Source organism: Prevotella sp. LCP21S3_D2 (assembly GCF_052118345.1).
GTDB lineage: Bacteria > Bacteroidota > Bacteroidia > Bacteroidales > Bacteroidaceae > Prevotella.
Genome location: NZ_JBQKHJ010000020.1, coordinates 1 through 15,617 on the forward strand (window position 1 = coordinate 1; position 15,617 = coordinate 15,617).

The following is a 15,617-nucleotide window of genomic DNA, read 5'->3' on the forward strand; positions in this document are numbered from 1 at the left end:
CGTCTTGCCTCATTGCTGAAGCAATCGGTGTTTGTTGTCTGTACTTAGGACGAATATCCTTTTCGTTTATTGAAGCTTAGTAAACCTGACTTGTCAATTGCTTGACGGTTCATTTCTTTTACCCAGTCAACTTTCTTATTTCTAAGAAGTTAACCGCTTCTTGTACTACTTGTCTGTTTATGTAAAATCTTTCAAAGAACTCTTTCTTTAATTGCTAAGAGAAACCGTATTTCTCAAAAGCGAGTGCAAAAGTACTAACTATTTCCGAAACTACCAAATTTTTCAAGAAGAAAATTTCATTTTTATTTTAAATTTAACAGAATTAAACACTTCACGGCGTTTTATGTCATACTGCTCCTTATAATATACATACGTGCACTCGCAGATATGTGCGGGCACACACATACATGCGCAATCCATAATACTGTATTGAAAAATAAAGGGAGAAGAAAAGAAGAAAGAAAAGAGGAAAGGAAGAAAAGAGAGAATAAAGGAGAAAAAGGATAAAGAAAACAAGAAACTATGAAAAACATTTTGCCATATAAAAAAAATGTAGTACCTTTGCAGACGTTTTAACGGATAACAAGAAATAATTACATAATTTTTAAAACTTTCAAATGAAGGCATTAGCAATTAAGTCGAGTTTGTTTTCCTGTTTGAAGACATACAACAAGAAAACATTCATGTCTGACCTCATGGCAGGTATCATCGTTGGTATTGTAGCCCTGCCTCTGGCCATCGCATTCGGTATCGCTTCTGGCGTGACCCCTGAAAAGGGTATCATCACCGCTATTGTAGCAGGTCTTATCATCTCCATCTTCGGTGGAAGCAAGGTGCAGATAGGTGGTCCTACGGGAGCATTCATCGTTATCATCTATGGCATTATCCAGAAATATGGCATGGAAGGTTTGACGATAGCGACACTGATGGCTGGTCTGTTCCTGGTTCTCTTTGGACTTCTCCGTCTTGGAACCATCATCAAGTATATCCCTTACCCTATCGTAGTGGGATTCACCAGTGGTATCGCCGTAACCATTTTCACGACCCAGATCAAGGACCTCTTTGGATTGACACTAGCTTCCAATCCTTCCGACTTCCTGGAGAAATGGGGTGTCTACTTCCAGAGTTTTGATACCATCGATCCATGGTGTGCCCTCATCGGTGTAGTGAGCGTAGTGGTTATCGCCATCACACCAAAGTTCAGCAAGAAGATTCCGGGTTCTCTCATTGCCATCATCCTGATGACAGTTGTAGCACTATTGCTCAAGCAGTTTGCTGGTGTAGAGAGCATAGAAACCATCGGTGACCGCTTCTCTATCAGCAATGAGTTGCCTGCAGCCCAGGTTCCAGAGATGAACTGGGAGACTATCAAGAGTCTCGTATCTCCAGCCATCACCATCGCCATTCTGGGTGCTATCGAGAGTTTGCTTTCTGCAACCGTAGCCGATGGTGTCATCAGCGATCATCATGACAGTAATACCGAGTTGGTAGCCCAGGGTTTGGCAAACCTCGCTTCCCCACTCTTTGGCGGAATCCCAGCCACAGGTGCCATCGCCCGTACCATGACCAATATTAATAATGGTGGTAAGACTCCAGTTGCCGGCATCATTCATGCTGTGGTATTGTTGCTGATATTCCTCTTCCTGATGCCTCTTGCCAAATACATCCCGATGGCATGTCTTGCCGGTGTATTGGTTGTTGTATCCTACGGAATGAGCGGATGGAGAAGTTTCCTGGCGCTGATGAAGAATCCGAAGAGCGATGTTACAGTGCTCCTGATCACCTTCTTCCTCACCATCATCTTCGACCTGACCGTGGCTATCGAGGTAGGTTTGATTATCGCCTGCCTGCTCTTCATGAAGCGAATGAGCGAAACCACCGACGTGACAGCCATCACAGATGATGAGATTGACTTGAACAAGGAGTTCGACTTCCTCTCTACCAACCTTGAGCACTATACGATTCCTAAGGGTGTAGAGGTATACGAGATCAATGGTCCGTTCTTCTTCGGAGCCGGTAACAAGTTTGAGGAAGTGATGGCAGCTTTCGGAGATCGTCCAAAGGTACGTGTCATCCGTATGCGCAAGGTTCCATTTGTTGATTCTACTGGTATCCACAACCTCACCAACCTCTGCAAGATGAGCCAGAAGGAGGACATTCAGGTTGTACTCTCTGGTGTATGTGAGAAAGTGAATGCCCAGTTGGAGAAGGCAGGTTTCTACAATATTCTTGGCAAGGATAATATCACAGATCACATCAGCAAGGCTCTGAAACGTGCTGAAGAGATTATTGAGAAGGAAACTGTTAATAGTTAATAGTTTACAGTTAACATTTTACTGATTGTAGACCATCAAATAAAAAAGATGCATTGCTGGATATACCAGTAATGCATCTTTTTTTATTGTCATCAAGTAACTGTTAACTATCAACTATTACAAAACTGTTAACTATCAACTATTACAGAACCTTTCCCAGGAACTCCTGCAATCTTGGCGATTTTGGATGGTTGAATATTTGCTCAGGAGTTCCATCTTCCGTGATATAGCCGTCACAGAAGAAGAGAACACGGTTTGCCACTTCTCTTGCAAACCCCATCTCATGCGTCACCACCACCATGGTCATTCCCTCGGCAGCAACATCTTTCATCAACAGCAACACCTCTCCCACCATCTCTGGGTCCAGTGCCGAAGTCGGCTCATCAAAGAGGAGCACCTCGGGATTCATCGCCAGGGCACGGGCGATTGCCACACGCTGCTTCTGTCCACCCGAAAGACTGTCGGGATAGCTGTCTGCCTTGTCCAGCAGTCCGATACGGGTCAGGAGTTCCGTTGCCTTCTCATCGGCTTCTTCCCTTGTCATCTTGCCCAATTCTACCGGAGCCAGCATGATATTGCGGCGAATAGTCATATTAGGGAAGAGATTGAACTGCTGGAACACCATGCCCACTCTCTGGCGCATCTTGTTGATGTCTACATCCCAGGAAGTGATATCCATACCGTCGATATAGATTTTACCTTTGGTAGGTTCCTCCAGCAGATTGATGGAGCGCAGGAAAGTACTCTTTCCGCAACCCGATGGACCGATAATGGCTACAACCTCGCCTTTCTTCACCGAGGTTGTGATGCCTTTCAGTACCTCGTTGTCGCCGAAGCGTTTACGAAGTCCTTCTATCTTGATTATTTCGTTCATTTTATTCATTGTTTTATCTTTCACTCTTTCTCAGTCGCTTCTCCAGCTTTCTCACGCCTGCATTCAGTCCGAGAACGAGGATGAGATAGAGGCAGGCTACTACGCCCAATGGCATCATTGCCTCGTAGGTGATGCTTCGGATGATGTCAGAACCCTTGGTCAAGTCTCCCAGTCCGATATAACCGCTGATAGAGGTTTCCTTGAGCAGAGTGATGAGCTCGTTACCCATTGCCGGGAGCACATTCTTGAAGGCTTGCGGCAGGATGATGAGGCGCATGGTCTTTCCATACGAGAGACCGAGACTTCTGCCCGCCTCCATCTGGCCTTCATCCACCGACATGATGCCCGAACGGATTACCTCGGCAATATAGGCAGCCGAGTTCAATCCGAAGGCGATGACAGCCACCAGTATCTTATTGACATCTGCCGAGGCAAAGACCACATAATAGATGATGAGCAACTGCACCATCGTTGGCGTGCCACGCATGATGGTGAGATACAGCTGACAGAGCATATTCGGAATCCTCCAGCCGCCTCTACGCTCATGACGTGCTCTTACGATGGCTATCACCGTACCCAATATCACGGAAAGGATGATGGCAAAGAAGGTGATGATGAGCGTATTGCCCAAGCCCTGCAACAGATACTGATAACGGTTGTCATCCATGAAGCAGGATTTAAACTTATCTATCATTCCCGGCTGATTGCCAGCAGCTTTCACGTCTCCGGAATTCACCATGATGACCTGTCTGACATCGGCATAGGAATCTGTAAATCCGATATTCTTCTCTCGTTCAGGAGTCACCGTGATACCGGCAATACCTGCATCTGCCTTACCAGCCTGCACTGAGGTGATGATGGCGTCAAACTCCATATCGAGAATCTCCACATCCACGCCCATCACATCGCCGATGGCATTCGCCACATCCACATCGATGCCCACAATCTTGCCATTCTGGTAATACTCGAAAGGCTCGAAAGTAGCGTTGGTGGCAAATCGCAGACTCTTCTTCAGTCCCAGATGCTCCAGCGCTTCCGGTCCCACTTTCTTCACATCCGAAGTCTTGGGCGTATAAGCCACGGCAATGCCCCTTTCCAGATGGCGGTTTACGATAGAGTCGATAACGCCATTCGCTTTCAGGATACGGATGGCATGATTGATGGACTGCTTCAACTCTGAATGATCCTTAGCCACACAGATTGCGAACGAAGAAGCGTCGAAGGTCTCAGGCAGGATATTGAGCGATGGATTCACCCGCTTAAATGCCTTGGCTGGCGCCTCATCGGTCACCATACAGTCTATCTTTCCCTGCAGGAGAGCCTGGATGGCATCGGCACCCTTGTTGTACCGTTCCACCTTGGTGCCATCTCCTTTCTTTTCCAACTCGGTGGCAAGTCCGTCACTCGTGGTACCGAGCTGCACACCTATCACAGCCCCCTTCAGGTCTGCCTTTGTCTTCAACTGCTTTCGGGTTTCTGAAGATTCTGAACCGCATGCTGCCAGGAACAGACAGAGAAGCATCGCCCAGAAACTCAGTCGAAGACATCTTAAATTTCTATATTTCATTATTTCTGTATCTACTTATAACTGCTTCATATACTCAGCGCACATCTCTGCGCATCTCTCACCGTCTATGCCAGCAGATACGATTCCCCCAGCATATCCTGCGCCTTCACCGCATGGGAAGAGTCCCTGGATGCGTACATGCTGCAGGGTTTCCCTGTCACGGATGATGCGGACAGGCGATGAGGTTCTCGTCTCCATCGCTATCAGGGTAGCCTCGTTGGTCAGGAAGCCATGTGCATTCTTGCCGAAGGTCTTAAAGCCTTCCTGCAGACGCTTGCTCACGAACGAAGGCATCCAGAAATGCAGCGGACTGCTGATGATACCCGGAGCATAGCTGCTCTTTGGCAGGTCGTAGCTCAGACGGTTGTTCACGAAGTCGGCCATACGCTGGGCTGGTGCCGTCTGCTTCATGTTGCCCTGTTGCCAGCACTGCTTTTCTACTATCTGCTGGAAGTACATCATCTGGAGTGAAGAGTGAAGATTGAAGAGTGAAGAATTCTCCTGCGCCTTCATTTCCGTCTGGTCGATGATAGCCTGATGTTCCTTCACGAACTGCGCCACATCCTCGGGATGCGTTTCCACCACCATGCCCGAATTGCTCCAGGCAGTGCCACGGTTACTAGGACTCATACCGTTCACCACGAGCTGTTCCGGTCCGGTAGCAGCCGGAATCACAAAGCCACCCGGACACATACAGAAGCTATAGACACCTCTGCCATCTACCTGAGTAACGAAGCTATATTCGGCAGCAGGCAGATATTTTCCTCTACCACTCTTATTGTGATACTGAATCTGGTCGATGAGCTGGGATGGATGTTCCAGGCGCACGCCCACGGCGATGCCCTTTGCCTCGATATCTATCTTTGCCGAAGCGAGATAGCGGTATACATCGCGGGCACTATGACCTGTTGCCAGGATAACCGGTCCGCGATAAGTTTCCTCAGCACCCGTAGCCAGATTCACGGCTTCTACACCTATCACCCTATCGCCAGCTGCAGCATCAGATGCCGTCAGCTTACCTTCACTCTCAAGGATCAGACGAATCATCTTGGTCTGGAAATGCACTTCGCCGCCACACTTGATGATGGTGTTGCGCATGTTTTCAATGACGCGCGGCAACTTGTCGGTACCGATATGCGGATGGGCATCTGCCAGGATATTGGTATTGGCACCATGCTGGCAAAAAACGTTCAGAATCTTGTCTACACTTCCCCTTTTCTTGCTTCGGGTATAGAGTTTGCCGTCACTATAAGCACCGGCTCCACCTTCACCGAAACAGTAGTTGCTCTCCCCATCCACTTTTTGGGTTTTGGTAATGTTAGAAAGGTCCTTCTTGCGTTCGCGCACATCTTTTCCCCTTTCCAATACGATAGGACGGTAACCCAATTCTATCAGGCGCAGAGAAGCGAAGAGGCCGCCAGGTCCCTCACCCACAACAATAACACGAGGTCTGCTGCTCACATCGGGATATTCCGTATGAATATACTGGTCGTCTTGCGGAAACTCATTGATATAGGCACGCACCTTCAGGTTCACGAAGATGGTACGCTGGCGGGCGTCGATGCTTCGCTTCAACACTCTCACCTGATTCAATGTTCTCACATCCAATCCTTTCTCCTTGGCGAGATAACGCTTGATGCCTTCCTCGCTTGCTGCCTGTTCGGGCAGAATTCTTATCTGATACTCCTGAATCATTTATTTTAAACTTTGAACTTTATGATTAGTTTTATGAAAATGACGAGTGACAAGTGACGGATTTCACATTACATTCACAATTCACTTTTCACTTTCACTTTTTCATGCTTCCATTGTAGCCAGCACTTCGAGCGTATCCAGATGATACATGGTGAACTTGCCATCTTCCAATGTTGCGAATGTTGGAGGATTGCCACCCTTCGGGAAGGTGATGCTGCCCGTATTAACGATGGCTTGTCCCTTCTCGTTATGAGAGAGTTCCCAGAGATGGGAGTGGCCATAGATCATAGCCTCGTAAGGACCCTTTGGCATGTTTTCCTTATTATAAACATGACCATGGGTCAGTAGATAACGCTTTCCGTTATCTACCAGCAGGGCATAAGTCTCCATGATAGGGAAATCAAGGAGCATCTGGTCTACTTCCGCATCGCAGTTGCCACGCACGGCGATAATCTTGTCAGCCAGCGCATTCAGTCTTTCTACGATACCCTTAGGGTCGATTCCTTCCGGAATTCGGTTGCGGGGACCGTAGTTGATGATATCACCCATGATGCACATCATGTCACACTTTTCAGCCTCGAAGAAGTCGAGGACTTTTTCCAAGGCTGGCAAACAGCCGTGGATATCAGAGAATAATAGATATTTCATTACTTGATTCTTTAATAATCACCTTCTATCCAACGTCTACCAGATTTAGTAAACTTTCCCCAAAAAACCAAGCTAACACTGATAATAGCAGCTATAGCAAAAAGTATTGTCAACATTTCCATAATTACTTCTTTTTTAATTCTACTTTTAATAACATATTCGCAAATAGGGCTAAACATGCAGCAGCTATTACTGCGCATCCCATGCAAACAATGTTAGTTACTCCCATTGCCTCACCAGTAAACAACGGAGACAATGCACCAATTCCAATACCGCTGCATACCATCTTTGAAAGACCAAAGAAATACTCAGCCAGCATCTCATTTCGTTTGAAATTGCGTTCAACGAGTTGATTCTTACTATTTACTTCTGTAACCATATTGCTGATGCTTTGAATTACATCGGCAAAAGTACACATTTTCTTCGAAACTGGCAAACTTTTTTCTTATTAATTCTCCGCAAATCCCTATATATATAAGGTATAAGAACAAAAACGAACATTAGATTACTGCTATCCGGGCTTTTTCATCTACAATATGCTACTTTTTTGTTAAAATCCTTGGCAGTTTGATAGATTATTTGTACTTTTGCCCACAAGTTTTGCTACAGCCCCGGTCGTTTCGGGGATGGCATTACATTACCAACGCAAAAATTCAAGAACGTATGAAAGTATTAAAATTCGGCGGAACATCGGTTGGTTCCGTAAAAAGCATCCTCAGCTTAAAACGTATCGTTGAAAATGAGGCTAAGAAACAGAGTGTAGTGGTTGTCGTGAGCGCACTTGGCGGTATCACCGACAAACTCTTGCAAACATCTCAGCTTGCCCTCAAGGGTGATGAACAGTGGAAGGTCGAATTCGACGCCATGGTTGATCGCCACCACAAGATGATTGATACCATCATTACCGAAACAACAGACAGAGAGAATCTTTTCAAATCAGTTGATGCACTCTTCGAGCAGTTGAGAAGCATCTACTTCGGTGTGTATCTCATCCACGACCTCAGCGAGAAGACACAGGATGCCATCGTGAGTTATGGAGAAAGACTCAGTTCCAAGATTGTAGCCACGCTCATCCGTGGTGCCAAATGGTTCGATTCCCGCAATTTCATCAAGACCGAACGCATCAACGGCAAGGGTAAGCATACCCTCGACAGCGAACTGACCAACAAGCTGGTAAAGGAAGCCTTTGCCGAGCTTCCTCGCATATCTCTCGTACCGGGTTTCATTAGCCGCGACAAAAACACGGAGCGCACCACCAACCTGGGTCGTGGTGGTAGCGACTACACAGCAGCCATCATTGCAGCAGCCCTCGATGCTGAGGTGCTCGAAATCTGGACCGATGTGGACGGATTCATGACTGCCGATCCACGTGTCATCAAATCTGCTTATACCATCAACGAACTGAGTTATATTGAGGCGATGGAGCTTTGCAACTTTGGTGCAAAGGTCATCTACCCTCCTACTATCTACCCGGTTTGTGTCAAGAATATTCCTATCAGAGTGAAGAATACCTTCAATCCTGATGCTCCTGGCACCATCATCAAGAACAAGATTGATGCCGACCAGAAGCCTATCAAGGGCATTTCTTCCATCAACGGTACCGCCCTCATCACCGTCACCGGTCTTTCCATGGTGGGTGTCATCGGTGTCAACCGCCGCATCTTCACCGCTCTTGCCAGCGAGGGCATCTCTGTGTTCATGGTTTCCCAGGCTTCTTCTGAGAACTCTACATCTATCGGTGTGCGTGAGCAGGATGTGGAAGAGGCTGTCAGCGTATTGAACAATGAGTTCAAGAACGAGATTACCGATGGCGCCATGTTCCCTATGCACGCTGAGTGCGGACTTGCCACCATCGCCATCGTGGGCGAAAACATGAAGCATGCTGCCGGTATCGCCGGTAAGCTCTTCGGCACGCTCGGACGTAGCGGTATTTCCGTCATCGCCTGCGCACAGGGTGCTTCTGAAACCAACATCTCTTTCGTAGTGAAGAGTGATTATCTGAGAAAGTCGCTCAACGTTCTGCACGACAGCTTCTTCCTCTCAGAATACAAGGTGCTCAACCTCTTTATCTGCGGTGTGGGTACCGTGGGCGGAAAACTCATCGAACAGATCAAGAATCAGTATGCCGACCTCATGGAGCGCAGCAAGCTGAAGCTGAACGTAGTAGGAATCGCCTCTTCCAAGAATGCCATTTTCAATCGCGACGGTCTTGATCTCGAGAATTATTACGAGGAGCTGAAGAAGTCTATTCCTAGCACTCCGGAGGTCTTGCGCGATTCCATCCTGGCAATGAACATCTTCAACAGCGTGTTCGTAGACTGTACAGCCAGCAAGGAAGTTGCAGCTCTCTACCAGAGCCTTCTGGAGCACAACGTGAGCGTCATCGCAGCCAACAAGATTGCGGCTTCAAGCGAATATGAAAACTATGAGAAGCTGAAGAAGACAGCCATCCAGCGTGGCGTGGTATTCCGTTTCGAGACCAACGTAGGTGCAGGTCTTCCTATCATCGGAACCATCAACGACCTTCGCAACTCGGGAGATAAAATCCTCAAGATTGAGGCTGTACTCTCCGGCACACTCAACTTCATCTTCAACGCCATTTCAAGCGTGGTACCATTCTCCGAGACCGTCCGTCTCGCCAAGGAGAAGGGCTACAGCGAGCCAGATCCACGCATCGACCTCAGCGGCATGGACGTAATAAGAAAGCTCGTCATCCTTTCACGCGAGGCTGGTTACAGAGTGGAACAGGAGGATGTGGAGAAGAACCTCTTCGTACCAGACAGCTTCTTCCAGGGCTCGCTCGACGACTTCTGGAAAAAGCTTCCTAAGCTCGATGCCGACTTCGAAGCCAAGCGCAAGACGCTCGACCTGGAGCACAAACGCTGGCGCTTCGTAGCTACTCTGGACGGCGGCAAGACCAGCGTAGGCTTGCAGGCGGTGGGTCCGGAGCATCCTTTCTACAATCTGGAGGGTTCCAACAACATCGTATTGCTCACCACCGAGCGCTACAAGGAGTATCCGATGATGATCCAGGGCTACGGAGCCGGAGCCAGCGTAACTGCTGCCGGAGTCTTCGCCAACATCATGAGTATTGCGAATATATAATGAATAATGTACAATGAATAATTGTTCATTATAAATTATGAATTATAAATCGATTATGAAGCATATTATCATTCTTGGCGACGGAATGGCTGACCACCCAGTGGAAAGACTGGGTGGAAAGACACTCCTGCAATACGCCAGCAAACCATATATGGACATGCTTGCCAAGAAAGGCAAGACAGGACGACTGGTTACTGTTCCTGACGGTTTCCTCCCTGGTTCAGAAGTAGCAAACAGCTCTATCATGGGCTATGACCAGAACGAGGTTTACGAGGGACGCGGACCGCTCGAAGCTGCCAGCATCGGCTATGAACTGGAACCTACCGACCTTGCACTGCGCTGCAACATCATCAATGTGCAGGACGGCAAGATTATCACCCACAACGGTGGTAACCTGGAAACGGAAGATGCGGAAGTGCTCATCAAATATCTCAACGATACCCTCGGCAAGAAATATCCTGATGTCAAGTTTGTTACCGGCATCCAGTATCGCCACCTCCTGGTGGTAAAGCACGGAAACAAGCATATCGACTGTGCCCCACCTCATGATCATCCCAACGAGGAGTGGCACAAGCTGATGGTGAAACCCGTCCTGCCGGAGATTGGAGGCGATGAGGGTCACATCAGCCGTCGTGATACAGCCGACCTGCTGAACCAGCTGATTCTTGAGAGTCAGGAACTCCTGGAGAACCATCCTTTCAATGTGGCTCGCAAGGAGCGTGGCGAACGAATGGCCAATCTTATCTGGCCATGGGGCGGAGGTTACCGTCCTCACATGCTCACACTTTCCCAGATGTATCCACAGATCAAGAAGGGTTCCGTTATTTCTGCCGTCGACCTGATCCGAGGCATCGGTCACTACGCCGGTCTGCGCAACATCATCGTTGAGGGCGCTACGGGTCTTGCCAACACTAACTATGAGGGCAAGGCTGCTGCAGCTATCCAGACACTGAAGGATGGCGACGACTTTGTATATGTTCACGTAGAGGCAAGCGACGAGGCGGGTCATGATGGCGATCTGGAACTGAAGCTGAAGACCATCGAGAACCTCGACCAGCGACTCATCAAGCCTATCTTCGATGAGGTAAGCACCTGGGACGAGCCGGTATGCATCGCTGTTCTCCCTGACCATCCTACTCCGGTAGAAATCCGTACCCACGTCAAGGAGCCTGTACCTTTCATCATCTATTATCCTGGCATTGAGCCGGATAGCGTAGAGCAGTATGATGAGGTAAGCTGCGTTAGTGGCGGCTACGGCATGCTGCAGCTGCAGGAGTTCATGAACGCCTTCATGGCGATCAATTAAAATCAACGGCTTCATGATAGCCCCCAAAGCTAATCATAAAGTTCAATGTTCAAATCTCAAAGTTCAAAGTAAAAAATGAAATATTATTCAACAAATAAGAAAGCACCCATCGCCGATCTTCACAAGGCGGTAGTTAAAGGTTTGGCAGAAGACCGTGGTCTCTATATGCCGGAAATCATCAAGAAGCTGCCACAGGACTTCTTCGACAACATCGAGAAACTGAGTTTCCAGGAGATTGCCTACAAGGTAGCTGATGCCTTCTTCGGCGAGGACGTTGATGCCGAGTCATTGAAGAAGATTGTATATGATACCCTGGCTTTCGACTGCCCTGTAGTTGAGGTAGAGCCTAACATCTACTCTCTCGAGCTGTTCCATGGTCCTACCCTCGCCTTCAAGGATGTGGGTGCACGCTTCATGGCACGTCTCTTGCAGTACTTCGTGCGTCAGGAGGGCAAGGAAGAGGTGAATGTGCTCGTAGCTACATCGGGCGATACCGGTTCGGCTGTTGCCAACGGTTTCCTCGGCGTTGACGGCATCCACGTCTACGTGCTCTATCCTAAGGGCAAGGTCAGCAAGATTCAGGAGAGCCAGTTCACTACCCTGGGTCAGAACATCACAGCCCTCGAGGTGGATGGCGTGTTCGATGACTGCCAGGCACTGGTGAAGTCGGCATTCATGGACGGGGAGCTCAACAAGCACATGAAGCTCACCTCAGCCAACTCTATCAACGTGGCCCGCTTCCTGCCTCAGGCTTTCTATTATTTCAACGCCTATGCCCGCATGAAGGAGAAGGGCCTCGCCGACAAGCTGGTCATCTGCGTGCCTAGCGGCAACTTCGGCAACATCACAGCCGGACTCTTCGGTCATGAGATGGGATTGCCTATCCACCGCTTCATCGCAGCCAACAACGCCAACGATATCTTCTACGAATATCTGCAGACTGGCAAGTACAATCCACAGCCTAGCAAGCAGACCATCGCCAATGCCATGGACGTAGGCGACCCTTCAAACTTTGCCCGCATCTACGACCTCTACAAGGGCGATCACGATGCCATCGCAGCCTACATCGGCGGTGCTACATACAAGGACGAACAGATTGCCGAGACCATGAAGCAGTGCTACAACGAGACCAAGTATGTGCTTGACCCTCACGGAGCTTGCGGTTATCGCGCCCTGAAGGAACAGTTGAAGCCAGGCGAGGTTGGCGTCTTCCTGGAGACTGCTCATCCAGCCAAGTTCAAGGAGAAGGTAGACAGCATCCTGGAGAGCGACATCGAGATTCCAGCCCGTCTTGCAGAATTCATGAAGGGCGAGAAGAAGAGCATCCAGATGACCAAGGACTTCGATGCCTTCAAGAATTTCCTGATGAACGAATAATATACAATTAGGATGAAAATCGTAATTTTAGACGGCTATGCCGCAAACCCGGGAGATTTGGATTATCATCTTCTGGAGCAGCTGGGCGAGGTAGTAGTCTACCCTCGCACATCAAACGCCGAGAAAGTGGAACGTGCCAAGGATGCCGACATCATCCTCCTGAACAAGGTGCAGATGGATGCAGAAACGCTGGCACAGCTCCCCAATCTGAAATACATCGGCATTCAGGCTACGGGCTTCAACGTGGTAGACATCAAGGCTGCCAAGGAGCAGGGCATCATCGTGACCAACATTCCTGCCTACAGCACGGACAGTGTGGCTCAGATGACCTTCGCCCTCATCCTTGCCGTAACCAACCGTGTAGAGCATTATGCTCAGGAGAACCGCAACGAGCGCTGGGCAAACAACAAGGATTTCTGCTATTGGGACACCCCATTGATGGAGCTTGCCGGCAAGACCCTGGGCATCATGGGCTTGGGCAATATCGGCATGAAGGTAGCCTGCATCGCCCGCCAGTTTGGCATGAACATCTGTGCCTTCACCAGCAAGAGTGCCAGCTCATTGCCTGAGTGGATTCAGAAGATGAGCAAGGAGGGATTGCTTGCCACGAGCGACATCCTTTCTCTTCATTGTCCGCTGAATGATGATACCTATCATTTCATCAATGCCGAGAGTCTGGAGAAGATGAAGGATACCGCCATCCTGGTGAATACGGGTCGTGGTCCGCTGGTAGATGAGGAAGCCGTAGCCGCCGCTCTTCACGAAGGCAGTCTTGCTGCCTACTGTGCAGACGTGATGACCGAGGAGCCACCATCAAAGGACAATCCTCTCTGGAACGAGCCTAATGCCTACCTCACCCCTCACATTGCCTGGGCCACCTACGAGGCTCGCGAGCGCCTGAACAAGCAGGTAGCCGCCAACGTCAAGGCATTCCTCGAAGGCAATCCTATTAATGTGGTGAATAAGTAAAGATAATTCGTTTAAGTAGCAGAAAACAGCCAACCTTCAATATACCAATTGAAAGTTGGCTGTCTTCTTATAGTTTTCTTCTGAACTGCCTAATCAGATACCTGGGATTTCGTCTCATATCCCATAAGTCAACAAGAATAATTCTATCGTATTCCGCATCATACTGATAGATGATTTTCCAATTTTTCATGATGATGGCACTACGGTATGGGCGTAAAATGGCTTAGATGGTTTTATATAAGCCATAAACCTTTAGCTTTAAGGTGGTCTATCATATCCTCTTCATCAATGAGTCCATTTTTCTCTATGTCGGCTTCTATGGCTTCTATACGAGCTATGGCTTCTTCTTCGTTGACAGGTCCCCATCCCGCAGGTATTCGATTCCAATCAATATCATCATCGAAGTTATCTTCGGTGAACTTTTCTTCAGGAAGTACAACTGCCGTATTTCCATGATAGGCTGGCGTTGGCTCTTCAGCAAAAGCAGCGCCATGTTCTTCCGGTAAGTGATATTTTTTCTCTTTCATACCTCTATCTGTTTAAAATTGTGACTAAGCAGCTTATCTTCTACAAAGATAATGCAAACGAGCGCAATGAAAGCTTGCTTTCAGATTGCCGAGTGCAGCTTATCTTCTACAAAGATAAAAAGAATAATTCAAATATCCAAGAAACTCTTTAAAAAATTGATTTTGCCGTCCCCCTTTTCTTGCCTTTTCCCTATCTCCTCTTCACCAAAACATAGATGATGACGGGGGCACCGAACAATGGGGTGACGGCATTCAGGGGGATGATGCCACCGCCCGAAGGGAGGGTGCAGAAGAGATTGCAGAGAAGGGCAAGGACTGAACCCAACAGCATCGTGACGGGCAACAGCCGGCGATGATTCTCCGTACCGATGAGGAGACGGGCGATGTGGGGAGTGGCTAGACCGATGAAGGCAATGGGACCGCAGAAGGCGGTAACCACTGCCGTGAGAAAGCCCGTGATGAGGAGCAGAATGATGCGCAGACGCCTGATGTTGAAACCCAGATTCTCGGCATACTGATCACCTAACAGCATGGCATTCAGCGGTTTGACAAGGAGCAGGGAGGCGATGAGGGCGATGAGGGCAAGCGGAATGAACCATAATACCTGCGCAGCCGAAACATTGCCAAAGCTTCCCATGCCCCAGACCATATACGATTTCACGCCCTCTGCCGTGCTGAAGAAATTGAGCAGTGAGATGGCGCTGCTGGCAAGATAGCCCACCATCAGACCGATGATGAGCAGCACCGTATGACTGCGCACGATGGCAGAAAAGAAGGTGATGACAGCCATCACGAGCATCGCTCCCACGAAGGCTGCGATGAGAATGGCGAGAAAACCGCTCACTCCTACTCCAGCTGTGGCACCATTGCCTAGAAAGTCTGCACCCATGAAATCGCCCAGGGCGATGTTGCCGCCAAAGGCAAGCATCACAATGGCAACAGCCAGTCCGGCTCCGCTGCTGATACCGAATACGTCAGGACCCGCCAGGGGGTTGCGGAAGGCTGTCTGCAGGAGCAAGCCGCTAGTGGCTAGGGCTGCGCCCGAAAGGAGGGCGGTAATAGCCGCAGGCAAGCGCGATTCCATTACGATATAGCGGAAGCTGTCAGCTTCATCTCCCTGATTTCCAGCGAGTATAGCCACCACATCCTGCCACGGAATGCTTACGCTACCCCATGCCAGGTTGGCAAAAAACAAGATGATAATGGCTATAGCGCCAAAAACAAAGGTTCTCAT

12 protein-coding genes are annotated in these 15,617 nt (G+C 48.8%); 5 read left to right on the forward strand and 7 right to left on the reverse strand.

The window, feature by feature from the left end:
- Positions 1 to 617: 617 nt before the first annotated feature.
- Positions 618 to 2,315, forward strand: a complete 1,698-nt coding sequence (locus ACTQ16_RS11920; RefSeq protein WP_294972587.1) for a sulfate permease — start codon at positions 618 to 620, stop codon at positions 2,313 to 2,315.
- A gap of 142 nt (positions 2,316 to 2,457) precedes the next feature.
- Here ACTQ16_RS11920 and ACTQ16_RS11925 read toward each other — a convergent pair whose 3' ends face one another.
- The 5 genes from ACTQ16_RS11925 to ACTQ16_RS11945 all read right to left on the reverse strand — a co-directional run bounded on the left by ACTQ16_RS11925 (position 2,458) and on the right by ACTQ16_RS11945 (position 7,478).
- The gene (locus ACTQ16_RS11925) at positions 2,458 to 3,198 is read right to left on the reverse strand and encodes an amino acid ABC transporter ATP-binding protein (RefSeq protein WP_294972584.1); all 741 of its coding nucleotides are present in this window, start codon (positions 3,196 to 3,198) and stop codon (positions 2,458 to 2,460) included.
- 4 nt (positions 3,199 to 3,202) lie between these two features.
- On the reverse strand, positions 3,203 to 4,756 hold the full coding sequence (locus tag ACTQ16_RS11930) for an ABC transporter substrate-binding protein/permease (RefSeq protein WP_295346638.1): 1,554 nt from the start codon (positions 4,754 to 4,756) through the stop codon (positions 3,203 to 3,205).
- 15 nt (positions 4,757 to 4,771) lie between these two features.
- The gene (locus tag ACTQ16_RS11935; protein ID WP_441937581.1) at positions 4,772 to 6,451 is read right to left on the reverse strand and encodes an NAD(P)/FAD-dependent oxidoreductase; all 1,680 of its coding nucleotides are present in this window, start codon (positions 6,449 to 6,451) and stop codon (positions 4,772 to 4,774) included.
- A gap of 102 nt (positions 6,452 to 6,553) precedes the next feature.
- Positions 6,554 to 7,099, reverse strand: coding sequence for a phosphodiesterase (yfcE, locus tag ACTQ16_RS11940; protein WP_153126261.1), 546 nt, complete (start codon positions 7,097 to 7,099; stop codon positions 6,554 to 6,556).
- A gap of 124 nt (positions 7,100 to 7,223) precedes the next feature.
- Entirely contained in the window at positions 7,224 to 7,478 is a 255-nt protein-coding gene (locus ACTQ16_RS11945; RefSeq protein WP_295420433.1) for a hypothetical protein, read from the reverse strand.
- A gap of 284 nt (positions 7,479 to 7,762) precedes the next feature.
- Between ACTQ16_RS11945 and thrA the strand changes: the two genes are divergently transcribed.
- The 4 genes from thrA (at position 7,763) to ACTQ16_RS11965 (ending at position 13,856) form a co-directional block, all read left to right on the forward strand.
- Complete coding sequence (thrA, locus tag ACTQ16_RS11950) at positions 7,763 to 10,204, forward strand: bifunctional aspartate kinase/homoserine dehydrogenase I (RefSeq protein WP_441937582.1); 2,442 nt, start codon at positions 7,763 to 7,765, stop codon at positions 10,202 to 10,204.
- 55 nt (positions 10,205 to 10,259) lie between these two features.
- Positions 10,260 to 11,510: a cofactor-independent phosphoglycerate mutase gene (locus ACTQ16_RS11955; RefSeq protein WP_441937584.1), complete on the forward strand. Its 1,251-nt coding sequence runs from the start codon at positions 10,260 to 10,262 to the stop codon at positions 11,508 to 11,510.
- Between the two features lie 75 nt (positions 11,511 to 11,585).
- A complete protein-coding gene (thrC, locus tag ACTQ16_RS11960; RefSeq protein ID WP_441937585.1) occupies positions 11,586 to 12,887 on the forward strand; it encodes a threonine synthase in 1,302 nt (433 codons plus the stop codon).
- Positions 12,888 to 12,899: 12 nt separating this feature from the next.
- Positions 12,900 to 13,856 carry a D-2-hydroxyacid dehydrogenase gene (locus ACTQ16_RS11965; RefSeq protein ID WP_441937587.1) on the forward strand — a complete coding sequence of 319 codons (957 nt, stop codon included), beginning with the start codon at positions 12,900 to 12,902 and terminating at the stop codon, positions 13,854 to 13,856.
- Positions 13,857 to 14,089: 233 nt separating this feature from the next.
- Here ACTQ16_RS11965 and ACTQ16_RS11970 read toward each other — a convergent pair whose 3' ends face one another.
- Together ACTQ16_RS11970 and ACTQ16_RS11975 are read right to left on the reverse strand one after the other, a co-directional pair.
- A complete protein-coding gene (locus ACTQ16_RS11970; protein ID WP_441937588.1) occupies positions 14,090 to 14,383 on the reverse strand; it encodes a hypothetical protein in 294 nt (97 codons plus the stop codon).
- 190 nt (positions 14,384 to 14,573) lie between these two features.
- Positions 14,574 to 15,617 (reverse strand): iron chelate uptake ABC transporter family permease subunit, encoded by a 1,044-nt coding sequence (locus tag ACTQ16_RS11975; protein ID WP_441937590.1) that lies wholly within the window; start codon positions 15,615 to 15,617, stop codon positions 14,574 to 14,576.